Annotated in this window: 20 protein-coding genes; 7 read left to right on the plus strand and 13 right to left on the minus strand. The window is 67.6% G+C overall.

What is annotated here, in order from left to right; all coding sequences use genetic code 11:
• Positions 1 to 13 precede the first annotated feature (13 nt).
• The 7 genes from D9X30_RS09060 to D9X30_RS09090 all read right to left on the minus strand — a co-directional run bounded on the left by D9X30_RS09060 (position 14) and on the right by D9X30_RS09090 (position 7,610).
• The gene (locus D9X30_RS09060; protein WP_194946579.1) at positions 14 to 1,114 is read right to left on the minus strand and encodes an HAD family hydrolase; all 1,101 of its coding nucleotides are present in this window, start codon (positions 1,112 to 1,114) and stop codon (positions 14 to 16) included.
• Positions 1,115 to 1,152: 38 nt separating this feature from the next.
• The gene (locus D9X30_RS09065) at positions 1,153 to 2,289 is read right to left on the minus strand and encodes a formylglycine-generating enzyme family protein (protein WP_153949536.1); all 1,137 of its coding nucleotides are present in this window, start codon (positions 2,287 to 2,289) and stop codon (positions 1,153 to 1,155) included.
• Positions 2,290 to 2,464: 175 nt separating this feature from the next.
• A complete protein-coding gene (locus D9X30_RS09070; protein ID WP_153949469.1) occupies positions 2,465 to 3,538 on the minus strand; it encodes a BatD family protein in 1,074 nt (357 codons plus the stop codon).
• Positions 3,535 to 5,139 (minus strand): VWA domain-containing protein, encoded by a 1,605-nt coding sequence (locus D9X30_RS09075; protein ID WP_153949470.1) that lies wholly within the window; start codon positions 5,137 to 5,139, stop codon positions 3,535 to 3,537. The genes D9X30_RS09070 and D9X30_RS09075 overlap by 4 nt, the downstream gene beginning before the upstream one ends.
• Complete coding sequence (locus tag D9X30_RS09080) at positions 5,136 to 6,152, minus strand: vWA domain-containing protein (protein WP_153949471.1); 1,017 nt, start codon at positions 6,150 to 6,152, stop codon at positions 5,136 to 5,138. The genes D9X30_RS09075 and D9X30_RS09080 overlap by 4 nt, the downstream gene beginning before the upstream one ends.
• Complete coding sequence (locus D9X30_RS09085) at positions 6,149 to 6,637, minus strand: DUF4381 domain-containing protein (RefSeq protein ID WP_249640922.1); 489 nt, start codon at positions 6,635 to 6,637, stop codon at positions 6,149 to 6,151. The genes D9X30_RS09080 and D9X30_RS09085 overlap by 4 nt, the downstream gene beginning before the upstream one ends.
• A 166-nt stretch (positions 6,638 to 6,803) precedes the next feature.
• Entirely contained in the window at positions 6,804 to 7,610 is an 807-nt protein-coding gene (locus D9X30_RS09090) for an IclR family transcriptional regulator (RefSeq protein ID WP_153949473.1), read from the minus strand.
• A gap of 100 nt (positions 7,611 to 7,710) precedes the next feature.
• Here D9X30_RS09090 and D9X30_RS09095 point away from each other — a divergent pair, with 100 nt between their 5' ends.
• The 3 genes from D9X30_RS09095 to D9X30_RS09105 are packed head-to-tail and all read left to right on the plus strand — an operon-like array spanning position 7,711 to position 11,055.
• A complete protein-coding gene (locus D9X30_RS09095; RefSeq protein WP_153949474.1) occupies positions 7,711 to 8,733 on the plus strand; it encodes a Bug family tripartite tricarboxylate transporter substrate binding protein in 1,023 nt (340 codons plus the stop codon).
• A 16-nt stretch (positions 8,734 to 8,749) separates the two neighbouring features.
• Positions 8,750 to 10,273, plus strand: coding sequence for a class I adenylate-forming enzyme family protein (locus tag D9X30_RS09100; protein WP_153949475.1), 1,524 nt, complete (start codon positions 8,750 to 8,752; stop codon positions 10,271 to 10,273).
• The gene (locus D9X30_RS09105; protein ID WP_153949476.1) at positions 10,270 to 11,055 is read left to right on the plus strand and encodes a citryl-CoA lyase; all 786 of its coding nucleotides are present in this window, start codon (positions 10,270 to 10,272) and stop codon (positions 11,053 to 11,055) included. Before D9X30_RS09100 ends, D9X30_RS09105 begins: the two co-directional genes overlap by 4 nt.
• A 26-nt stretch (positions 11,056 to 11,081) precedes the next feature.
• Here the strand turns inward: D9X30_RS09105 and D9X30_RS09110 are convergent, their stop codons facing one another.
• The 4 genes from D9X30_RS09110 to D9X30_RS09125 all read right to left on the minus strand — a co-directional run bounded on the left by D9X30_RS09110 (position 11,082) and on the right by D9X30_RS09125 (position 15,257).
• Positions 11,082 to 12,749 carry a site-specific integrase gene (locus tag D9X30_RS09110; protein WP_153949477.1) on the minus strand — a complete coding sequence of 556 codons (1,668 nt, stop codon included), beginning with the start codon at positions 12,747 to 12,749 and terminating at the stop codon, positions 11,082 to 11,084.
• Positions 12,750 to 12,847: 98 nt separating this feature from the next.
• On the minus strand, positions 12,848 to 14,185 hold the full coding sequence (locus tag D9X30_RS09115; protein WP_153949478.1) for a sensor histidine kinase: 1,338 nt from the start codon (positions 14,183 to 14,185) through the stop codon (positions 12,848 to 12,850).
• The gene (locus D9X30_RS09120; RefSeq protein WP_153949479.1) at positions 14,182 to 14,853 is read right to left on the minus strand and encodes a response regulator transcription factor; all 672 of its coding nucleotides are present in this window, start codon (positions 14,851 to 14,853) and stop codon (positions 14,182 to 14,184) included. Before D9X30_RS09120 ends, D9X30_RS09115 begins: the two co-directional genes overlap by 4 nt.
• Before the next feature lie 5 nt (positions 14,854 to 14,858).
• Entirely contained in the window at positions 14,859 to 15,257 is a 399-nt protein-coding gene (locus D9X30_RS09125) for a PepSY domain-containing protein (protein ID WP_228771048.1), read from the minus strand.
• A gap of 109 nt (positions 15,258 to 15,366) precedes the next feature.
• Between D9X30_RS09125 and D9X30_RS09130 the strand changes: the two genes are divergently transcribed.
• A complete protein-coding gene (locus tag D9X30_RS09130; RefSeq protein ID WP_153949480.1) occupies positions 15,367 to 15,507 on the plus strand; it encodes a hypothetical protein in 141 nt (46 codons plus the stop codon).
• Positions 15,508 to 15,590: 83 nt separating this feature from the next.
• On the opposite strand, the gene D9X30_RS09135 is transcribed toward D9X30_RS09130, so the two are convergent.
• Positions 15,591 to 16,523: a SphA family protein gene (locus D9X30_RS09135; protein ID WP_249640923.1), complete on the minus strand. Its 933-nt coding sequence runs from the start codon at positions 16,521 to 16,523 to the stop codon at positions 15,591 to 15,593.
• 310 nt (positions 16,524 to 16,833) lie between these two features.
• Between D9X30_RS09135 and D9X30_RS09140 the strand changes: the two genes are divergently transcribed.
• Positions 16,834 to 18,588, plus strand: coding sequence for a heparin lyase I family protein (locus D9X30_RS09140; protein WP_153949481.1), 1,755 nt, complete (start codon positions 16,834 to 16,836; stop codon positions 18,586 to 18,588).
• Between the two features lie 67 nt (positions 18,589 to 18,655).
• Here the strand turns inward: D9X30_RS09140 and D9X30_RS09145 are convergent, their stop codons facing one another.
• The gene (locus D9X30_RS09145; protein WP_153949482.1) at positions 18,656 to 19,717 is read right to left on the minus strand and encodes an SMP-30/gluconolactonase/LRE family protein; all 1,062 of its coding nucleotides are present in this window, start codon (positions 19,715 to 19,717) and stop codon (positions 18,656 to 18,658) included.
• A gap of 227 nt (positions 19,718 to 19,944) precedes the next feature.
• Here D9X30_RS09145 and serA point away from each other — a divergent pair, with 227 nt between their 5' ends.
• Positions 19,945 to 21,150: a phosphoglycerate dehydrogenase gene (gene serA / locus D9X30_RS09150; protein WP_153949483.1), complete on the plus strand. Its 1,206-nt coding sequence runs from the start codon at positions 19,945 to 19,947 to the stop codon at positions 21,148 to 21,150.
• A 180-nt stretch (positions 21,151 to 21,330) separates the two neighbouring features.
• Complete coding sequence (locus D9X30_RS09155; RefSeq protein ID WP_153949484.1) at positions 21,331 to 22,314, plus strand: tripartite tricarboxylate transporter substrate binding protein; 984 nt, start codon at positions 21,331 to 21,333, stop codon at positions 22,312 to 22,314.
• Positions 22,315 to 22,328 lie beyond the last annotated feature (14 nt).

Raw genomic sequence — 22,328 nt, forward strand, 5'->3', positions numbered from 1 at the left:
CACTAGTCTGGTATCAAGGCTGGGATGCCGGATAAATGCGTGCCCAGTCCTGCTTCATGCTGATCACCGTCCAGCCGCGCGTGACGGCTTCGTCCAGCGCCTTGTCGAGCTTGCCGATCCCCGACTTGCGGTCATAGGCGAACTCGCGCTCGGCGTCGTCGTGGTGCACCAGCACGGCCAGACGCTGGCCGCTGCCGGCCATCGTGTACTGCAGCATCTGCAGATCGCCGTCGGAATTGCCCACGGCCAGGATGGGCCGCCGGCCAATCTGCCGATAGATGCCCACGGGCTTGCCGGCGCCGTCATTGATGAATTCGAGCTTGGGGCCGCGTACCAGCGTGGGCTGGCCATTGCGCAGCTCGTACGTCACCGTCTGCGTGGACCCCACCACCTGCTCGGGCGGAATGCCGTACACGCGTTCGGACCACGGCCGCATGAACTCGATGGTCCCGCCCGACACGATGAACGTCTTGAAGCCATTGGCCCGCAGGTAGTTCAGCAGCTCGATCTGTGGCTGGAACACCAGGTCCGTATAGGGCCGGTTGAATTTCGGGTGGCGCGCGGTGTCGAGCCACGCGCGGATCGTGCGGTCGTACTCGTCCACCGTCATGCCGCTGTTGGCCTGGGCGATCAGCGGCAGCAGGCGCTTTTCTTCACGCATCAGCCCGGCCATGTCGTTGGCCATCAGCGCCTTGAAGGCAGGATTGCTATTCCATTCGGGATGCTGGGGCGCGGCGGCGCGAATCTGGTCGAGCAGGAAGAAGAACTGGAAGTACAGCGGCTGCTCGCTCCACAGCGTGCCATCGTTATCGAAGACGGCAATGCGTTCGGCAGGCGGTACGTACTGCGGCGTGCCCGGCCGGGTGACTGTCTCCACGAAACGGACGATGGTCTGGCGCGCCGCGCCATCCCGCCACGACGGCAATGCCGCCGCGCCTGCCGGGCCCGCCACATTGGCCGCGCCCGCCGGCTGCGCGCCAGCGGCGGTGTCGGTGGCGGGTGCCGACGCGCACCCCCCAAGGGCCGCCGCCAGCACGGCCAGGGCCGCGAACGTCGTCACGCCGGACGCCGCGCGGCGAACAAGCCGGTAGCTTCCTGCCAGGGCGAATGGCATCGTTGCGTTCCTCCTCGATTGTGCAGACGGGATGCGGCCTACGGCCGTGCCGCCAGTGCGGGCTGTCGGCGCGCTTCGGCCCAGGTGCGATCATCCATCACGAGCCGGAAGCCCAGGTGCGACATGCTCGTGTACGGATCTGTGCCCCGCCGTGCGCTGGGCCGGTAGCTCAGGCAGAAGTCCTCGTTGCACAGGAACGACCCGCCACGTGTGACGCGCTTGGGCGCGGACACCGGCACGCCGGGTTCGGTCGGGTCCCACGAATCGGAGGGCCCCGCCGGGTTCTGCAGCACGGCCGTCGTCAAGCGGGCTTCGCGCCGGAACTGGTCGGCCCGATACCAGTCGGCCACCCATTGCCAGGCGTTGCCGGTCATGTCGTAGAGGCCGTAGCCATTGGCCGGAAAGGTGCCCACCGGGCTCGTGCCTGCCGCGCCGCCCGCCTTGGCGCTGACCACCGGAAATGGCTGCACCTGCTGGCCTTGCCAGACGTTGGCCATCTGGCGGCCATCGGGGGCGAACTGGTCGCCCCACGCATACGTGGACTGTTCCAGACCGCCGCGCGCCGCAAACTCCCATTCGGCTTCGGTGGGCAGACGCTTGCCCACCCAGCGCGCGTAGGCCTGCACGTCCTCGTACGAGACCTGCACCACCGGGTGGTTGTCCTTGCCCTCGATATGGCTGCCGGGGCCGTTCGGGTGCTTCCAGTCGGCGCCGGGCACGAAACGCCACCAGCGCCAGTATTCGCGCAGCGGCACCGGGCTGTTGGTGCCGACGAAGACCATGGCGCCGGGAACCATCGCGCTGTCGGGCGGGCGCGGCGTGCCGGGCGGCAGCTGCACCTTCATCGTTTCCCAGTCCGGCGCGCGTTCGGCGGTGGTCACGTAGCCCGTCGCCTCGACAAATTTGCGGAACTCGGCATTGGTGACGTGGTGCTGGTCCATCCAGAAGCCGTTGACGTGGACCTTGTGCGCCGGCCGTTCATTGGCCTGCGCCATCTTGTGATCGCTGCCCATCTGGAAGTCGCCGCCGGGTACATGGACCATGCCGCGCGGACCGTTCACCCCATCGCCCGCGCGGATGACCGGCGCATCGGCGCGCCCATCCTTCGCGTGATACCACCACGTGCCGCCCGCACCGGCCACGACCATGCCCAGCGCAAGCGCCGCCAGCCACATGCGTTGGCGCCACACCGGGGTGGCGGTGGCAATGACCATGGCCTGCTGCTTCCGTCCCATCGACACTCCTTGCACGATACGACTCGATCACCTGATCCAGCCATCCCAGTATGGGCGGGGTCCCTGCCAGAGCGGAATGCAAACTTTTGGAATGTTGATGTGAATGATTTCTTGATTACGGGTTGAGCGGAGGTAGCGGCGGCGCCTTGCTGCGGTGCGTCTTGCCCGCGCGCGGGGCCGGTCCGCGGGGACGCCAGCCTCTGCGCCAGCGCCACGCCGCGTAGCCGGCCGTCAGCGCCACGCCGGCCAGCAGGGTCGCCATCCGCCAGTCGAGCCAGCCGGGCAGGCGCATCGGCGCACCACCCGTGGGCGCCAGGCCCAGCCCCGGCGCCGCACGGGCGACGTCGATGGTCACAGCCGGCGCGGACGATTGCGCGCGCTTGCCGGTGGCCGGGTCGTACCACGCCACGGAGACGGCCGGCAGCGTGTAATGGCCGCTGCCTTCGAACACATAGGTCACCGTTTCCACGCGCCGGCCGCCCGTGGTGCCTGCCGGCTCGTCCCCACCGGCCGCCACGCCGTCCTGCAATTGCGGATCGGCGCGGAACTGCCGCACGCCGCGTGGCGCTGCCAGTTGCGGCGGCTCGATCATCATCGCGGGCGTGCCGGGCGCGAAGATCGTAATGGTGCGGACCAATGCATCGCCAGCCCGCAAATGGGCGTCCTTGCCGCTGATGGCCTGGTCGAAGGTTTGACCGATATGGATGGGCGACGCCGGCAGCAGCGGCGCCGGGCCTGACGCCTGCACAGCGCTGGCCTGGCTTGCGTTCCGCTGCCCGCCGGCATGGATCGTGGTGGGGGGCAGGGTCACGGTGGCGTCTTGCGGCTTGCCATCGTCGCCGGACCATCTGAAATGAATCTCGGGCGTCGGCAGCGTGAAATCGCCGGCGGTCTGCGGCGTGAACACGTAGGTCTTGCGGATACCCGCATAGCTGGCGCCCTCGATGGTTTCGGTGGCGTTCACGCCGCGCTCGTCGGGCATCGTGACCACCGCACCGGGCACCTGCAGCGCCGGAAATGCCGGCGCCGACAGGAAGAAGTTCGGCGCCAGGATCGTGACCTCGATCTGGACCGACTGCCCGGCCACCACGGGCTGCTGGCCCAGCACCCGCACACGCACCGTCGGCCCGGCGGCGTGGGCCACGCCGGACAGTATCAGGAGCATGACGGCAAGCCAGCGCATCGTCATGGGCGCGCCTCTGGCGCCTGCGACTGCAGCGCGAACTTGCGCGCCAGGAGCATGGTGGGCGAGGTCTGGATCGCGCGCATCCACATGTCGGCGTTCTGTTGCACCAGCCCCTGCTGCATCTTGTCGCCACCCGGTGGCGGCGCGGGCTTGCTGGGGTCCAGCTCGATCTTGTCGGGCTTCAGGTCGGGCGGCTCCTCGTCGCCCTTGTCGTGCTTCTCGGCCTGCTTCTGGCGCTCGATGGCCTGCTGCATCAGCGCCAGGTTGCGCTGCGCGGGTGCCCAGCCGGGACGCTGCTGCAGTACCAGCCGGTAACGGGCGGCCGCCTCAGGGTACTTGTTCTGTCGCGCCAGCGCGTTGCCCAGGTTGTACTGGGCGTCCGTGGTGCCGATCTGCGCGAAGGCCCGTGCCGCTTCATCGAACTTCCCCGCGCGGTAGTACGCCACGCCGCGCCACATCGGGTCATCGAACAGCGTGGCCGCCACCGCGTAATCGCCACGTGCGAAGGCGCGCCGCGCTTGCTGGTCGTGCGTGAGCCAGAGATCGACAAAATGCCAGCCGCGTGCCGGCGGGCTGGGCTGGGCTCGCACGTCCGCCTGTGGTGCGGCCAGCAGCACGGCCAGCGCCAGCGAGGCCATCCAGCGGATGGTCCAGCCCTTGCGGAACCAGAGCAGCGCCAGCACGGCGATCGGTATCGTCAGCGGCCAGCCGGCATCGTGCCAGCGCAGCGTGTCCTGCGCACTGCCCTGCTCCACATGCGACTGGACGTGGCGCTGCACCCACGCCACGTCATCGTCACTGTCGGTGGTCAGCGTCGCCACCGGCACGCCGGTGTCGCGCAGCCGGTGCAGCGCCGCCGCGTCGAGCCCCGGGGCGGCGCCATCCCCGGCCTTCAGCGGACCGCCCGCCGCCGTGCCGATGGCCAGCACCACGATCTGCGTGCGCTTGTCGCGCGGCTGCAGGGCGGCCGTTGCCGCAGGCTCCACGCCATCGGTCAGCAGCAGGATCGTGCCGGGCACCGGCTCCTTCGACAATGCCGCGCCGATGGTCTGGACCGCCCGGGCCGTATCCTTGCCTGGCACGGGCATGATGGCCGTCTGCAGCGCATCGACAAAGGTCTGCAGCAGCGCCGCGTCGTCGGTCAGCGGCAGCACCAGATGGGTGGAGCCGGCGTAGGCATAGAGCGCCGTGCGCCCGCCGTCGCGATGGGCCAGCAGCGCCTTGATCTTGAGCTTGGCGCGTTCCAGACGCGTCGGCGTCACGTCGATAGCATCCATGCCGGGCGTCAGGTCCACGGCAATGGCCAGCGGCGCCTTGTCCGACAGGAACGGCGGCCGCTCGCGTTCCCACGCGGGGCCGGCCAGCGCAATCGCGCCCAGCGCCAGGGCCAGCGCGGTCATATGCACCGGGCGCACCGGTCGATGGTGGCCCTCGCGCACCACCAGCGCATCGAGCAGATGCGGCGCGATGGTGCCGCGCCAGCGGCGGCGCACATCGCCCTGCCGGCGCACGGCCCAGGGCAGCCACACCGCGGCAATCAGCACCAGCAGCCATGCGGGCCGCAGGAAATGGAACTGCGCCAGCGCGTGGAGCCCGTCGCTCATGCTGAGGGCTCCTTGCGTGCGGCGGGCAATGGCGCGCGTGCCAGGCCGTACGCGTAGACCGCCATGGCGACCTGATACGCCAGGACCAGCAGTACGGCGGCGCCCAGCGGCCACATGAACAGTTCGCGGCGCGGACGCCAGCTCAGCGTCTTTTCCTTGTGCGGCGTCACGCGGTCCAGCGTGGCATAGATCGACGCCAGCGCGGTCTGGTCCGCGCCGAAGAAATAGCGCCCGCCCGTGGTGCTGGCAATGCGCTGCAGCGTTTGCAGATCCACCTTCTGCTCGCCCGTGGCGGCAGGGTCGCCAATGCCGACGGTATGCACCACGACGCCGCGCGTGCGGGCGATATCGGCGGCTTGTGCCGGCGGCATGCGGCTGGCGGTGTCATTGCCGTCGGTCAGCAGGATCAGCACCTTTTCGGCGGCGTGGCTGTTGTCGAACATCTTGATGCCCAGCCCGATGGCATCGCCCAGCGACGTACTGGCGCCGGCCATGCCGGGGACCATGTTGTCGATCAGCGTGCGCACCAGCGCATGGTCGAGCGTGAACGGGGCCAGCGGATAAGGGGCATCGCCAAACACGATCAGCCCGATGCGGTCCCCGGGCCTGTGGGCCACGAAATTGCTGACCACCTGCCGCACGGCCTGCACGCGCGCTTCGACCACGCCGGCCGGGTCCTTGAAATCGGGGGTGTCCATCGACTGGGACAGGTCCAGCGCCAGCAGCAGGTCGCGCACGGGCTCGCTCTTGTGGACCGGCGGCTCCAGGAAGTGCGGCCGCGCAAGGGCCGTCACCACCAGGGTCCAGGCCAATGGCGCCAGCAGATGCTGCACCAGGTTGCGTCGTGGCACGTGGGCGCCAGCGGCGGGCTGCAATCCGGCCGCGCTGGCTACCTCGCCAAAGAACGGCAGCCGCACCGAGGCGCTGGTCTCGCGGTACGGCGGCACCCGCCACCACACCAGCAGCGGCAGCGGCAGCAGCGCGAACAGCCATGGATAGGCAAACGCGATCATGCGGGCGGCGCCCGGTGTTCCGCGATCCACCGGCGGCAGGCGGCGGCGGTGTCGCGGGTCTGTTGCGCCGGCCAGCGTCCGAGTGCGGCGCGGTCCAGGTATTCGGTCTCGATCAGCATGGCAAGCGGCGGTACGGCATCTGCGGCCTTGCCGGCGTGGGCCAGCAGGAAATCGCGCCAGGATGTGCCGGAAAGCGCCGCCACGGTCTCGCGCGGCCACACGGCCAGCGCGGTACGCTTGAGCAGTTCGGCCAGCGACAGCAGCGCCTGCGCGCGGTCCGGGCCATTAGCGTCGAGCCCGGCTTGCAGGCGTCCCAGCTCCTTGAGCGCGGCGCGCCGATAGCGGTTGGCGCGCCAGTGCCGCCAAGTCCGCCAGCCCAGCCACAGCAACGCGCACAGCACGCAGATGCCGACCAAGAGCCAGCCCACCGTCTGGGGCCACCAGGCTGGCGGGGGCGGCGTGACGATATCGGCCAGATCGTTCACCGTGTGAGTCCTCCCGTGACAGGTCGGAACATCCCGGGCCGGGCCGGACCGACTGCATGCGGGCAGGTTACGCCGCGACCGGCGGAAACCGAATTCAGAGTTTTTGGCGCCGATGTTTAGCGATTTCGGTAACCGGCCCCGCCGCGGCGCGCGCTACAGGCCTGCGCTACAGCCCGTCTGGCAGCAGGTCCCGCACCGCATCCCGCATCACACGCGCCAGCAGTTGCTGGCGTTCGCGCGGCATGCGGGCCAGCGTGGTGGCTACGCTGATGCCGGCCACCGGTTCGCCATCGCGATCCGCGACGGCCAGGCCCACCGCCAGCGCGCCGCGCGTGGCGTGGTTGCCGATCACCGAATAGCCGCGCTCGCGGGTAGCGCGGATCAGGATGCGCATGCGGTCCGGCGTCATGCCGCCGTACTGCACCAGGGCATGGGCATTGGTGGCGATCACGTCGTCCACGGCGCCGTCGGGCAACGCCGACAGCAGCGCCAGGCCGGCTGCGCCCACACCCAGCGGCTGTCGCGTGCCCACCTGGATCACCAGCACCTGCACCGGGTGCGTCCCGACATGGCGCGCGATACAGCGCGACAGCGCTCCGTCGCGCACGATGGCGAATGCTGCGTCGCCGCAGGCCTGGCTGACGCGGGCCAGCACTGGATTGAGGCGCTCGGCCAGGTCGGCCGACTCGCCGCGCTGTGGCAGCGCCTCCAGCCTCGGGCCTTTGACATACCGGAAGCGCCCGCGCTGCACCACATAGCCGCATTCGATCAGCGTGGCCAGCAGGCGATAGACCGTGGGCCGCTCCAGCCCGGCGGCGCGGCATAGATCCACCACGCGCAGCCCGTCCTTGCCCCCGGCAAGGATGGCATCGAGCAGCATCAGGCCGCGTCGCAACGCCCGTGCGCCCTCTTCGGCAGCCGGAGCGGGAACGTCCGTCTGGCGGACGTTTTGATTCGCAGTACGAGCACGCATGGGAAAGAATTCGCTGGCCGGGAAGCAGTCCGCAGTATGCCGCAGAAGCATCGGGACAGCGGGTGCCGGCCACGATATCCAGAAACAGGAGACAGCCATCATGACCATCCGCAGCCGGGCGCGCAGGCGCCTTCTTCGCCGAATCGCGCTTATTCCCGCTGTAATTCCCACTCTCGTTGCCGCGGCACTGGCGTGCGGTGCCACGCCGGCTCTGGCCGCCGACGCCGCCTTTCCGAGCCGCCCCGTCCGGCTGGTGGTCGGGTACGCCGCCGGTGGCGCCACCGACGTGCTGGCCAGGCTGGTGGCGCAGAAGATGGGCGAGGCACTGGGCCAGCCGATGGTGGTGGAAAACCGCGCCGGCGCCAACAGCAACGTGGGCGCCGAGGTGGTGGCCAAGGCCGTGCCGGACGGCTACACGCTGTACGTCTACACCATCGCCAACACCATCAACGCCACGCTCTACGACAAGCTCAATTACGACCCGGCCAAGGATTTCGAGATGGTCGGCATGATCGCCCGCATTCCCAACGTACTGGTGGTCAATCCGGGCGTGCCCGTCAAGACCGTGGCCGACTACGTGAAGCTGGCCAAGACATCGCCCAACGGGGTGACGTTTGCGTCATCGGGCAGCGGATCGTCGATCCACCTGTCCGGCGAGATCTTCCGCACGCGCAGCGGCGCCAACATGCTGCACGTGCCCTACAAGGGCAGCGCCCCGGCCGTGACCGACCTCATGGGCGGCCAGGTGCAGTCGATGTTCGACAACACCCCGTCGGCCCTGCCGCATGTGAAGTCCGGCAAGTTGCGCGCCATCGCGGTGACCAGCGCGCAACGCATGCCGCTCCTGCCCGACGTGCCGACGGTGGCCGAATCCGGCTATCCGGGCTTCGACGTGCAGTCGTGGTTCGCCATCTCCGCTCCGGCCGGCACGCCGCGCCCCGTTGTGGACCGCCTCAACGCCGCGCTGAACAAGGCGCTTGGCAATGCCGACGTGCGCGAGCGCATGCGCGACCTGGCGGCCACGCCCGAACCCGGCACGCCCGAACAATGCCGCACCTTCGCGATGTCCGAGATCAAGCGCTGGCACGACGTGGTGCGGCAATCGGGCGTGCGCCTCAACTAAGGAGTCCGACAGCACCATGTTTCCGATCGACCTGTTCTGGCGCGCCGCCGACCGCTGGCCCGACAATATCGCCATCGATGCCCCCGACGGCCCGCTGCGCTACCGCGAGCTGGCGGCGCAGGTGGCCGCGCTGGCCGCCCACTTCATCAAGCTCGACCCCGCCCCCCAGACTTGCGTAGGCATTTGCGCCGGCAACTCGGCCCGGCACATCGTGGCACTGCTGGCCGTGCTGGCCAGCGGCAAGATCTGGGTGCCGCTCAATCCCAAGAGCACGCAGCCGGAACTGCGGCGCATCATCGATGCCACCGAGCCGGGCATCATCGTGCTCGATGCCGCCTGCGAAGCCTTGCTCGACGGCGCGCCGGGCGTGCGGATCCATACCGACCACGCGCCGGACGGGGGCCGGACGCTGGCTTCGGCCATCGTGCAGCACGCCGACGCCGGGCGCCCGGTGCTGGATCTGGACCGTGATGCCACCCAGGCCATCAAGTTCACCGGGGGTACCACTGGCGCGCCCAAGGGGGTCATGCAGCCGTATCGCGCGTGGCTGGCCAATATCGTCAACCAGATCCACGCGTGGGGATTCACCGAGTCGGACCGCTACGTGATGGCCGCGCCGATCACCCATGGCACGTCCACCTACGTGATGCCGATCCTGGCCCAGGGCGGCTGCCACGTGATCATGGAAGGCAGCGGCGCCGAAGCGGTACGCGCCACCTTCCGCGACCGGCGCGGCACGGTCTGCTTCATGCCGCCCACCCTGATCTACATGCTGATGGCGCTGCCCGGCACCACCCGCGCCGACTATCCATGGCTGCGCCGGCTGATCTACGGCGGCGCGCCGATGCCCCCCGAAAAAATCCGCCAGGCGCGCGACTTCTTCGGCCCCGTGGTGGCCACCACCTACGGCCAGACCGAGGCACCGCAGTTGCTGACCGTGATCGGCCCCGACGATTTCAACGACGAGCGCAACCTGGCCTCCGTGGGCCGCGCCACCTGGTTCAGCGACGTGGCGATCATGTCGCCCGACGGCCGCCTGCTGCCCGCCGGCGAAGTGGGCGAAGTGGTGGCGCGTGGCGACCTGGTCATGACCGGCTACTGGAAGCGTCCGGACCTGACCGCCGCCACCATCATCGACGGCTGGCTGCATACCGGCGACCGCGGCCTGATCGATGCGCGCGGCTTCCTGTACCTGAAGGACCGCCTGCGCGACGTGGTCATCACCGGCGGCTTCAACGTCTATCCGATCGACGTGGAGAACGCCCTGGGGCAGCATCCCGCCGTGCATGAATGCGCCGTGTTCGGCGTGCCTGACGACAAATGGGGAGAGGCTGTCCACGCCGCCGTGCAATTGCGGGAGGGCTGCCAGGCCGCCGCTGCCGACCTGATCGCGTTCGTGCGCGAGCGGCTCGGCCCCGTGCAGACGCCCAAGCAGATTCATTTCCACGCCAGCCTGCCGCGCTCGACGGTGGGCAAGGTACTGAAGAACACCGTGCGCGACCACGCCGTGGCCGCGCTGCCATCCGGAGACCACGCATGAGCCAACAAGACAAGCCGGTGACCCGCCTCTGCAGCCACACGCTGACCAGCCTTCACTATGGCGACGCCAATCTCGTGGACGACCTGCTCGGCAAGACCACGTTCACCGAGGTCATGCTGATGCAGATCCTGGGCCGCACGCCCCGGCCGGTGGACATCCGCATTGCCGACATGGTGCTGGTCGTGCTGATGGAGCATGGCCTGACGCCCAGCGCAATTGCCACGCGCCTGATCTACATGAGCGCCCCCGAGAACCTGCAGGGCGCGGTGTCGGCCGGGCTCCTGGCGGTGGGCAGTTCGTTCGTCGGCACCATGGAAAACTGCTCGGTGTTGCTGGACCGCATCCTGGCCGCGCAGGACCCTGACGCCGAGGCGCTAGCCATTGCCCGCGACTGCAAGGCGCGCAAGGCGCCCGTGCCCGGCTTTGGCCACCATCTGCACAAGCCGGTAGACCCGCGTGCCTACAAGCTGCTGGACCTGGGAGAAGCCGAAGCCGATCTGGCAGGGACGCATATCGGCGCGCTGAAGCGACTGTCCGCCGCCGTGGACGAGGTCCATGGCCGCGCGATCACGATCAACGCCACTGGTGCCGTGGCCGCCCTGCTGGGCGAAATCGGCGTGCCAACGGCCGTGATGCGCGGCTTTGCGGTGATTTCGCGCGCGGCCGGTCTGGTGGCCCACATCGTCGAGGAACAGCAGAGCCCATCCGGCCGCTATATCTGGGATGTCGTCGAGGAGGCGATTCCCTACGTGGGCAACGCGCCGCACCGCGACCACGCATAGGCGCGCCACGCGTGTACGTGTGGCGCTCAGTGCAGGTCCGGGTCGGCATAGGCGGCGCTTGTACTGACCGACGCGTGACCCAGCTGGTGTTGCACGGCCTTGCGGCCAATGCCTCGCGCCAGCGCGTGGGCGCCAGCCGTATGCCGCAGCCAGTGCGCGCTGGCCTTGGCAAGGTGCGTGGCGGCCGTGGGGTCATCGTCCGCCAGCGCCTGGCCCGCACGCGTGAAACACCGCTTCCAGATCGCCGCTACCTGTGCCACGGATAGCGGCGTGTCATCGCCTTCGCGCAGCATGCGGCCGATCAGCGGCGTGTCGGCCGGCAACCGCTCGACGTCGCGCCCCAGCCCGCGTGCTTCCATGTGATCGCGCAAGGCATCGACCACCGTCTCGGGCAGGTCGTTCGTGCGAGGCCGATTACCTGGCACGTGCAGCCGCCAGCCGTCGGACTGCGACAGATGCGCCACTGTCAACTGCGCCTGCTCCGATACGCGCAGGCCCGTGGCATGGACCAGCCGCAGCATGAACTGCAGGCGTACCGTGCGCGGATCGTCGGCAGGCAGCCCGCCCACGTACCGCTTCAGGTGCTGCCATTGGGTGCGGCTGAGGCTGCGCCCGGCCTGGATGCGCGGCGCAGCGGCCGCGGCGGGCTGTGCCACCGACGCAAACGGGTTGTCGCGCAGGTGCCCCTGCCGGGTCAGACACGCGCAGAGCGTCTTCAGAATCCGGGTCGCATGGCGGATGCTCGACGGCGATAGCGGACCTTCGAACGGCCGCCAGTCGGGACCATTGCGCGGCGCGCCACGCCGGCCCACCCATTGCGCGGCCGGCTGGGGATCGGCCAGGAATGCCAGGTAGGCTTGGCAGTCGTCAGCGTCCAGTTTGGCCAGAGGCTTGCCCCGCACGAAAACGGCCCAGAGCAGCAGCCGCTCGGCCTGCGCGCGGTAAGCGCGCCAGGTGTGGCTGCCTTCCGGGCCGTAGTCTTCCAGCCAGGCCCGGATGGCCTGCACATCGGCTTGCGCTGGTACGTGGCGCAGCGCTTCCAGCGGGACCAGCGCCGGGGCTTCGGCATGTCGCGGGTCGGCGATACCCGCGCGGTGCGGCGCCATCGCATGCATCCGCAGCCATGCCTCGATCTCGTGCGCGGTGGCTTCGCCAATGCCGCGCACGTGCCGATACCAGCTGCGCGGATCGGCGGCGATGGCTGCCGCCAGCGTCGCCAGCGTGGTCCAACCCGTCTGCGCAAGCCGGCTGGCAATGGCCGGCGTGAACCACCCGGCCACGGCATCGCCCGCCAATGGGCGCACCAGCAACAGTGGCTGCAGCGCATCCAGCGCCCGCAGCAGCTTGCGCTGGCGCGTTTGCCGTGCCGCGGCGCTCTCGGCTGCCGGCGGCACGATCATCGCCAGCCAGGTCTTCTCGGTCAGGATGGTTGCCTCGCCGTCGGCGCGCTGACGCGTGGTCAGCCGCTTCACGCCGCGTGCCAGTTCCGTCTCGATCCAGCCCAGCGTGGTGCGGGCCTGGCGCAGGTCCAGGTCCGGCGTCAGATAGCGCGTGGCCAGCCGGCCCAGGTCGAGACCCTGCAGGTAGCCACGGTAGTAGGCAAAGTGTTGTGGGCCGAGCAGACGCGCCGGGGCGACCGGCGGGCGCTGGCGCCGGCGAATGGCCTGCCCGGCGCTGGGTACGGCGGAAGACAAGGGATGACAGCGGGGACACCGCAAACGGCAAAGGGCGCGATGATACCCGATGGGCGGACCGGCGCCCCGCTCCCCTTGCCGGAGCGGGGCGCAGACCGTCAGTCGGCCTTGACCCCCGCGGGCAGCCGCACGCGCACGCCCAGCCCGCCCAGCGGCGACCTGGCCAGTTCGAACCGGCCGCCGTACAGCGCGCAGACATCGCGCACGATGGCCAGCCCCAGCCCGCTGCCTTCTGCCGACTCGTCGAGCCGCGCGTACGGCTGCACGGCGCGCGTCATGGCGGAGGCCGGCATGCCGGGTCCATCGTCGTCGATGCGGATTTCCAGCTCGGCCGCCTGCGCCACCAGATCGACGCGGATTCTGGTCTGCGCCCACTGCCACGCGTTGTCCAGCAGGTTGCCGAGCATTTCGACCAGATCCTGGCGGTCGCCGGCAAAGCTGGCCTGGCCTTCGATATCGACGGCGATGAGCTTGCCGGCGTGCAGCCGGCTCAGCGCGCGCACCAGTTCGTCGACGGCGGGCCGCACCGCCACCGCCCCGCCGGCCGCCCCACCCGCCCCGGCCGCCCGGGCGCGTGCCAGATGACGGTCCACCTGCTGGCGCATGGCGTCCACCTGCTGCATCACGCGTTGCGATGCGGGCGCGGGCAACGTTGCCGCGTCGTTGGCCAGAATGGCCAGCGGCGTCTTGACCGCATGCGCCAGGTCTGCGGCCTGCCGGCGCGACCGTTCAACGGCTTCGTGATTGCGCCGCAGCAGCAGGTGGATCTCGTCGACCAGCGGCTGTACCTCGGCCGGCCAGGCGCCTTGCAGCGTCGGTTCCTGGCCCGCGTGCAGGCGCGCCACCGCTGCACGCAGCCGCGACAACGGCGCCAGCCCGAAACGGATCTGCGCCCACACCGCACCCAGGATGCCCAGCCCCAGCACGCCCAGCGACAACCACAGCAGATGGCGGAACGACCGCTTGGCCTGCCGCAGTTCGGTGCGGTCCAGTGCGACGGTGATGTCTACCGGGGCATCGGCGCCGGTCAGTTGCAGGCGGCGCGACTTCACCAGCAGCGACTGGCCGCGCGGGCCGCCGCGGATATCGGCATCTCCCTCGCCTACGCGGCGTTCCACGGCAGCGGGGATATCGACATCCCAGAGCGAACGCGAACGCAGCGTCTGGCTGCCCGACGACGCCTGCCAGTAGGCACCGGCATACGGCAGTTCGAAGCGCGGATCGGCGGGCTGGCGCGTCAGTTCCAGCTTGCCGTCGGTGCGCCATTCCAGCGCGGCGGCCAGGCTGGTCAGGTCGCGGTCAAGTTCGGCGATATAGGTGCGGTCGACGTGCCGGCCAAACAGCGTATCGAGCAGCCAGCCGGTGGTGCAGAGCGTGCCGGCGATCCACAGCGTGGCGATACCCAGCAGGCGCCGGGCGATCGAGGCGCGCTTCATGCGGCATCGGCCGGCGGCCGCATGCGGTAGCCCAGGCCCCGCACGGTCTCGATGACGTCAACACCGAGCTTGCGCCGCAGGCGTCCCACGAAGACCTCGATGGTATTGCTGTCGCGGTCGAAATCCTGGGCGTAGATATGCTCGGTCAGCGTGGTCTTGCTGACGATGGCGCCCTGGTGGTGCATCAGGTAGTCGAGCACCTTGAATTCGTGGGAGGTCAACGTGACCGGATTGCCGTTGACGCTGACCTGACCGCTGCCCGGCGCCAGCAGCACGGGGCCGCAGGCCAGCGTGGGCGATGTGCGGCCGGCCGAGCGGCGGATCAGCGCGCGGATGCGGGCCAGCAATTCCTCGGTGCGGAACGGCTTGGTCAGGTAGTCGTCGGCGCCGGCGTCGATGCCCTCCACCTTCTCTACCCAGCTGTCGCGCGCGGTCAGGATCAGCACCGGCACGTCGTTGCCGGCCTGGCGCCAGCGCTTGAGGACGGTCAGGCCGTCTAGCCGGGGCAGGCCCAGGTCGAGCACGACGGTGTCATAGGGATGTTCGGCGCCCAGGTGCTCGGCGTCGATGCCGTCGGCAGCGTGGTCCACGGCATAGCCGGCCTGGGCCAGCGCCTGCGCAAGCTGGGCGGCAAGTGTGCTTTCGTCTTCGACCAGGAGGATGCGCATGGCGGTCAGGGCTTGCGGGCGCGGTCGAGATCATGGCCCTTGGCCTTGAGCAGCCTGGCATCGCGGGCGTCGTACTCGAGCTTGGCCACGGAGCCGGTGGGCAGCAACAGCTTCACTTCGTATTGCCAGATGCCGTCGTCGCGGTCCAGCTTCACGTCGATCACGTCACCGGCGTACTGGCGCGAGACCGTGTCGAGGATGCGCGCAAGCGGCAGGATCTCGCCGGAGCGCAAGGCCGCACGGGCCCGGTCGGCGTCGGTATCGGCCAGCGCGAGGCTGGCACCGCCCGTCGCTGCCAGCACGGCCAGCAGGGTTAGCACGCGGCAGGCACCACGCAGGCGCGCGGCGGTACGGTCGGCGGGCAATCCCGTGACGGCGGTTGGGGGCGGGGGCGAGGCAGTCATTTGCGGCATTCTCGGCCGGGCAAGCTGAACGCCGCCTGAACGGCATGCTCAGGTGCCATTCAGGTGCCACGGCGCATGATGCCCGCCAGATTCCCACAACCCCGGCACCATGTCACGTTCCCGCACCCTCCTGTCCCCGCGTTACCCGACCCTGCGCAGCCTTGGCGCAGGCCTGGCCCAGCTGGCCCCGCTGGCGGTGGCCATGGCGGGCGCCGGCCTGCCCTTCTGGCTCCAGACGCTGGGGCACTAGGTCATCTTCGGGCGCGAAGATGACTTCGTCACCGAAGGAAGAATGTGATGTTTGGGTTATATTTTTGGGCCGAGCGCCCGGGATCAGAACACCAGCGTGGCTGTGCCCATGACGGTGGCCGTGCTGTCGAGCCGGTTCTTGCTGGTCACCGTGGGCACCCAGCGCAGGCTGAATGACAGCGGCGCCTTGCCGCCCAGCTTGGTGTCGTACGTGACGATCGGCCCGATCGTGAAATCATGGCCGCGGAACCCATTGAGGCGGTCGGCCGTGGGGCCGGTATCGCTGCCGAGCTGCTGGACCGTGCCCATGACCAGCCCCGCTCCCCAATTGCCAAATTTCTTCACCCCCATGACGTCCAGCGTGAACAGCGGCGCGTTCTGGTAGTCGGTGGCCGTATTGCGCGTGTAGAACTGGAAGGCCGCCACGGCGTTGAATTCGAGCCCGTATTGCGGCATCAGGTGCGTGAAGGCCACCTGCGGCACGAAGGTCCAGTTGTTCAGGCTGGGATTGGCCAGCGCGTTCTTGTCGTACTGACCCGTGGGCGCCCAGACGTTGAAGCTCAACGCCATGTGGGTGGTCTTGGAAAAGTGGTAGCCGGCGATCAGCGGGCTGAAATACATGTCATAGAGGTTCGACGCGCGATCGGAGGCGCCGCGCGAAAACGTGCCGCCGCCGGGCCCGGTGAATACGGCGCTGGTATGCACAGTCGTCCAGACATACGGCAGCGTAAAGCTCGACGCGAAATTCCAGGCGCCGGGCCCGGTGTCCCAGACCTTCATGATCGTCGCCAGCGTGAACGCGATCTTGGCGTCGATGCCCGCCGTGGTCCGCCCGCCAATCGGCACCTCGCGGCCGCTGCCGATCGAGCCATCCATATATAGCTGCTGCAGGTTGGCGATCCACACCGGCTGGTCAGGAATCACCGCCACGTTCGCCGACACGCTGGTGCCCGCCACCGGCCGGCCGAGCGCGCCTTCGGTGGCATGTCCGGCCAATGGCGCCAGCAGACCCCCCACGGAAAGACACCGACGACGGCCGAACGTGCGCGATTCATGGGGCCTCCTAGCGGGCGATGGGTGCTGCGGTAGCGGAAAAGGTACTGAATCGTCTCAGATTCCCGCCCATCTGGAATTCACTTTTCTAAATGAGTGAATTCAATGTTTTTTGAAACGTGGCATCGCCTTGAAATCCGGTACGCCGGGGTTTCCATTTTGACCGGAGACAACGGACTAACCGGCGGGTGCTGATGGAATCTGGCGCGGGATTTTATTCCCGCGCTTCTTTTTGCCTTCGTTTCCTTCCATCATCATCGAACTGGAGTCCACCATGCTGCAAATCCATGGAGGTTTTCTCGCACGCCGACGTTGGCGCCGGTGGTTTGCGACGGTCGCCTTGTTACTGATATCGAACGCATGGCTGCCGGGTGCGAATGCGCAATATGCATCCCGGCAGCTCAAGCCGTCGGATGTATTCGACACGACAAATAAAGTCATCTTCCGGGACGATTTTCGCGCCGATTTCCGGAAATGGACGCTTTCGATCGATGCCCTGTATGACCCGGCTGTCCGTCCATTGACGTCTGACCGCGTTACCAGGGAGCCGCTGGCTGGCTTGCCTGGCCGCCTGCCCGCGACATTCACGCTGCCCGGCACGCCGGGGGCATTTCGCTCGGAACTGGCGCTTCCCGCCGAGGAAGGGCTGCAGGAGCGCTGGTACGGCGCGCGCATCGCGGTTGACCAGATCGCGGATCAGGCCGGATATATCGTCCTGCAATGGCATGCGGTCATGGGCAAGGACAAGGTGAATAGGAATTTTCCGAACCTGGCCATTCATCAGAAAGGCGACAAATGGGTGGTGGCCCGCGCATGGGGCAGCCCCGCCAATATTCAGCGCTCCACCACCGAGCTGCCGGGCAATGTGGTGCCCGGTACATTGACCAACTGGGTCATACACGCGAAATGGGCAACCGACGCCAGCGGCATCGTCGAGATCTGGAAGGATGGCACGCTTGTGTACCAGCAAAAGGGGCAGAACGCGTACCACCTTTCCATCGCCCGCACGCCCTATCTGAAGACCGGTATCTACCGGCCGGCGCGCAAGGATTCGACCACCAGCGAGCCGCCGATCGTGGTGCGCGTCAGCGATATGCGCATCGGGCGGAGTGACGCGGGCTATGGCGAGGTGTCGCCCGTTGTCAGCGGAACGCTGGACAAATGGCATGGCAACCGGCGTACCGGCAGTCTGCTGTTCCCGATCGATTTTGGCCGGGACGTCGAAAAAAGCACGGTCGGATTTGTCGTTCCCCAACAGGCCGGGGTCACAGGCGGCCCGGCGTCGCTGGTATGGTCGGCGGGCGCTGCGGATCGAGCGATGTTCTCGGTCGCATTGACAAACCGGCTCGATGGCAGCACCCGGACCGTCAATATCCGTGGCTACCGGCACAACGGGTGCACCTATGCGGCGATGCATGTCGCAATGGATTGCCAGCATCGCAAGAACAGCCGGCTCGAACTGTTTTTCGATCGCGAAGATAATCGCGGCCTGCCCGAAGGCCTTTATGAGGGAAATCTGATGGTAGAAGCGATCGGCTGGAAAGATACCGCGTACCGGCGTTCCATCCATGCCAATATCAGGATATTCGTGCCTGGCGTATGGCGCGAACTCCGGCCGGGAACGCCGGTGGCGGTGCGAGGCATGGATCGCCATATCAAGCTTGGCACGATTGGTTTTCTGGTGCCGGCCCAGTCTGGCGCAGTGGGACCCCGAACGCCAATACTGGAAACGGCGCCGCAGGACACAAAATTTAAGCTGACCGTTGCCGATACGGCTACCGGGGCACGTTATCCCGTAGTGGTGCGCGCGCGACGCTTGACCGGCGAATGCGGCAAGGTCCGAATGAACAGCACCTTTGCTTGCGGAGGATATGGCAGGCAAAGCGATCTCGAACTCGAATATCGTCCGGCGGATAATCCGGACCTGCCTGCCGGACGTTACACGGGCAGCGTTTTCGTATTGGCGCAGGGCAGTTACGAAAGCTGGTTCCAGCGGCCCATCGCCATCGGGCTAAATGTGCGGAAGTAAATCCATCGCGGCCCGGCCCGTTGTGTCAACGGGACCGGGCGATTGGCGGATCGCTGGCGACAATCGCTCAGACCGCGCCGCGCGTCTCCACATACAGCGCGTAGACCGAATGGCTGCTGGCCATATACAGGCGATTGCGCTTCGGGCCACCGAAGCACAGGTTCGGGCAACGCTCCGGCAGGTGAATATGGCCGATGGCCTTGCCCTGGGCGTTGAACACACGTACGCCGTCGAGCTTCGACGGATCGGCACCCGGTGCGCCGCTGCTGCCCCAGCCGGCCCAGATATTGCCATCCACGTCCACCTTGAAACCATCGAGCGCGCCCGGGCCATTGGCGTCGATCAGCCTGGTCTTGTTGCCAAGCTGGCCGTCGGCACCCACGTCGTAGGCCCACATCACGCGATACGGCTGGGCGCGCGATTCGATCACGTAGAGCTTCTTCTCGTCTGGCGAAAATGCGAGCCCGTTCGGGCCGTTCAGGTCGGCAATGACTTGCGTCACGCTGTTGTCCTTCGGATCGATCCGATAGACGGCGTGCGGCAGTTCCGGGGCTGCCTTGTCGCCCTCCCAGTCGCCCGCGATGCCAAACGGCGGGTCGGTGAACCACAGCGAGCCGTCGGACTTGCACACGATGTCGTTCGGCGAATTGAAACGCTTGTCCTGGTAACGGTCGGCCAGCACCGTGATCGAGCCATCGTATTCGGTGCGGGTGACGCGCCGCGTCAGGTGTTCGCAGCTGACGAGGCGACCCTGCCTGTCGCGGCAATGGCCATTGGTGAAGTTGGCCGGCGAGCGGAACACGCTCCACTGGTTCGAGGTTTCGTCGAACCGGATGATGCGGTTGTTCGGGATATCTGAGAACAGCAGATAGCGGCCGTCGGCGAAGTAGACCGGGCCTTCCACCCAGCGGAATCCGGTGGCTATCTGCTCCACGGTGGAGCTGAACAGCCGGTACTTGCCGAAACTGGGATCAAGGATCTCGACGGCCGGGTCGGGGTAGCGCTGCGCGGCCTTGAAGTCGAAGGCCTGGGCCAGCGCCTGACCGCTGGCGGCGGCAGCGCCGAGCGCGGCGCCCGCCTTGAGCCAGTGACGACGCCGGGCATCCACGCCGGTCTTTTTCGTATCCATGCTGTCTCCTCATCGGATTGGGAATGGTCCGGACGGACCTTTATAGTTGTCCGACATCCTATGAGAAAAATCACACCACGGCAAGCACTTGTACGATGACATCCATGTCGGATGTGCCTTGCCCACATCGCCATCACGGGAAAGGTTCGGTGCTATGGTCTGGGTGTGCGCGTCCGGGACAGGACGCCTGACATGCCTTCTCAACTCTCCTGAAGCACGCCCGAATCATGGCAAGCGCAATCCTCCTCGAAAACATCCACGCCAGCGGGCAGCAACTACTGGGCCGCCACCATATCGACGTCGCCACCCAGAGCAAGGCGCTGGCTGGCCAGCCGCTGCTGGCCGCCGTACGTGACCACGACCTGCTGGGCATCCGATCGGCCACGCACCTGACCGCCGAGCACTTCGGCAGCAGCGGACGGCTGCTGAGCGTGGGCTGCTTCTGCATCGGTACGTCGCAGGTCGACCTGAACGCGGCTGCCCATGCCGGCATTCCGGTGTTCAACGCGCCGTTCTCGAATACGCGTTCGGTGGCGGAACTGGTGATCGGCCAGACCATCATGCTGATGCGCCGCGTGCCCGAGAAAAGCCGCGCCGCGCACCAGGGCGAGTGGCAGAAGTCGGCAAAGGGATCGTTCGAAATCCGCGGCAAGACCATGGCGGTGATCGGCTACGGTAATATCGGCGCGCAGGTGGGCATCCTGGCCGAAGCGATGGGCATGCGCGTGGTGTTCTACGATATCCGCCCTCGCCTGTCGATTGGCGGGGCGGTACCAATGCATTCGCTGGAAGACGCGCTCGGCGCCGCCGACGTGGTGACGCTGCACGTGCCTGCCACACCCCAGACGCGCAACCTGCTCAATGCCAAGGCGCTGGCTGCGATGCGGCCGGGCAGCATTTTGCTCAATGCTTCGCGCGGTACCGTCGTCGATATCGAGGCACTGGCGAAACTGCTAGACGATGGCCATATCGCCGGGGCCGCCATCGACGTGTTCCCGGAGGAGCCGCGCAGCAATGCCGACAGGTTCGTGACGCCGCTGCAGGGCAAGCCGAACGTGATCCTGACGCCGCACGTGGGTGGCAGCACGGAGGAAGCGCAGGAGAATATCGGCGTGGAAGTGGCCACCAAGCTGGCCAACTACCTGGAAACGGGTGCGACGATTGGCGCGGTGAATTTGCCGCAGATCCAGCCCAATCCGCTCGATTCGCCGGCGCGGGTCCTGAACATTCACTACAACCGTCCCGGCACGCTGTCGCACCTGAACCAGGCGCTGGCCGAAATCGGCGCCAACATCGAGGCCCAGCAATTGCAGACCGAAGGCGACATCGGCTACGTCATTACCGATATCAGCCTGGTGCCGCCGGCCGGCTGGGCCGAAACGCTGATGGCGCACGACGCGTTTATCCGCTCGCGCGTGATCGAAAACCGCTAGGCATCCGCTTTCCCGACCAGAACCCGCATGCAGCTGCCGCATGCGGGCGATGAAATCGGTGGATAAGCCTGGCACCCCCGCCGTTTCCCGATAGCCGCCGCCCGGCGGCATTGTCATACTGCGCGAACAACCTCGCAGACCGGACATGCCCGATCCGGCAGACAATCAGGAGACAACCTCATGCAACGACGTCGTTTCTTCCGCGTCGCGCTGGCCGCTTCCGGCCTGACGCTGGCGGCATTGCTCGGCACCCAGGCGCTGGCTGCCGATGACTTCCCCACCCGTCCGATCCGGCTCATCGTGCCGTACGGCGCCGGCGGCGTGACTGACCAGGTGACACGCGCGCTGGCCGACGCCGCCGGCCGCGAACTGGGACAGTCCATCGTCGTGGAAAACAAGCCCGGTGTCAGCGGCACGCTGGGCGCCACCCAGATGGTGACCACCGATCCCGACGGCTACACGCTCAGCATGGCACCCGTGGTGATCTTCCGCCTGCCGCACGTGCAGAAGATGCGCTACGACCCGCTCAAGGACCTGACCTACGTATCGATGATCGCGGACTACAACTTTGCTGTGGCCGTGAAGAAGGATGCGAAGTGGCAAACCATGCAGGAACTGATCGCCGACGCCAAGGCGAACAAGAAAGGCATCAGCTACGGCACCACCGGCATCTACGGCAGCCAGCACCTGACGATCTCCGAACTGGCGCGCGTGTCGCAATCGAACTGGACGCACGTGCCGTACAAAGGCGACGCGGAGGCCATCACCGCGTTGCTGAGCGGCTCGTCCGATGTGGCCGTGCTGTCGAACACGCTGCTGCCCTACGTGCAGAACGGACAGATGCGCGTGCTCGCCACGCTCTCCGAAAAGCGCGCGGCCGACTTTCCGAACGCCCCGACGCTGAAGGAAATCGGCTACCCGGTGTGGTCGAACTCGCCATTCGGCATCATCGGCCCGGCCAATATGAAACCAGCCGTGGTCAAGCGCCTCGACGACGCCTTCCGCAACGCGCTCAAGGACCCGAAATTCCTGAACGTGACGCGCCAGTACGGCATGGTCACGAACTACATGGGCCCTGAGCAGTACGCGGCCTACGCCCAGAAGGCCTTCAAGAGCGAAGGCGAAATCATCTCGCGCCTGGCCGAGGCGATGAAGAATCAATAGGCGTTTTCCGATGT

Origin of the sequence: Cupriavidus sp. U2 (assembly GCF_009663685.2) — a bacterium.
GTDB classification, from domain to species: domain Bacteria; phylum Pseudomonadota; class Gammaproteobacteria; order Burkholderiales; family Burkholderiaceae; genus Cupriavidus; species Cupriavidus necator_C.

Coding starts and splice junctions, on each gene's coding strand:
- D9X30_RS09060 (WP_194946579.1), bottom strand. CDS start 1,114: ATGCCATTCGCCCTGGCAGGAAGCTACCGGCTTGTTCGCCGCGCGGCG.
- D9X30_RS09065 (WP_153949536.1), bottom strand. CDS start 2,289: ATGTGGCTGGCGGCGCTTGCGCTGGGCATGGTCGTGGCCGGTGCGGGC.
- D9X30_RS09070 (WP_153949469.1), bottom strand. CDS start 3,538: ATGACGATGCGCTGGCTTGCCGTCATGCTCCTGATACTGTCCGGCGTG.
- D9X30_RS09075 (WP_153949470.1), bottom strand. CDS start 5,139: ATGAGCGACGGGCTCCACGCGCTGGCGCAGTTCCATTTCCTGCGGCCC.
- D9X30_RS09080 (WP_153949471.1), bottom strand. CDS start 6,152: ATGATCGCGTTTGCCTATCCATGGCTGTTCGCGCTGCTGCCGCTGCCG.
- D9X30_RS09090 (WP_153949473.1), bottom strand. CDS start 7,610: ATGCGTGCTCGTACTGCGAATCAAAACGTCCGCCAGACGGACGTTCCC.
- D9X30_RS09095 (WP_153949474.1), top strand. CDS start 7,711: ATGACCATCCGCAGCCGGGCGCGCAGGCGCCTTCTTCGCCGAATCGCG.
- D9X30_RS09100 (WP_153949475.1), top strand. CDS start 8,750: ATGTTTCCGATCGACCTGTTCTGGCGCGCCGCCGACCGCTGGCCCGAC.
- D9X30_RS09105 (WP_153949476.1), top strand. CDS start 10,270: ATGAGCCAACAAGACAAGCCGGTGACCCGCCTCTGCAGCCACACGCTG.
- D9X30_RS09115 (WP_153949478.1), bottom strand. CDS start 14,185: ATGAAGCGCGCCTCGATCGCCCGGCGCCTGCTGGGTATCGCCACGCTG.
- D9X30_RS09120 (WP_153949479.1), bottom strand. CDS start 14,853: ATGCGCATCCTCCTGGTCGAAGACGAAAGCACACTTGCCGCCCAGCTT.
- D9X30_RS09125 (WP_228771048.1), bottom strand. CDS start 15,257: ATGACTGCCTCGCCCCCGCCCCCAACCGCCGTCACGGGATTGCCCGCC.
- D9X30_RS09130 (WP_153949480.1), top strand. CDS start 15,367: ATGTCACGTTCCCGCACCCTCCTGTCCCCGCGTTACCCGACCCTGCGC.
- D9X30_RS09140 (WP_153949481.1), top strand. CDS start 16,834: ATGCTGCAAATCCATGGAGGTTTTCTCGCACGCCGACGTTGGCGCCGG.
- D9X30_RS09145 (WP_153949482.1), bottom strand. CDS start 19,717: ATGGATACGAAAAAGACCGGCGTGGATGCCCGGCGTCGTCACTGGCTC.
- serA (WP_153949483.1), top strand. CDS start 19,945: ATGGCAAGCGCAATCCTCCTCGAAAACATCCACGCCAGCGGGCAGCAA.
- D9X30_RS09155 (WP_153949484.1), top strand. CDS start 21,331: ATGCAACGACGTCGTTTCTTCCGCGTCGCGCTGGCCGCTTCCGGCCTG.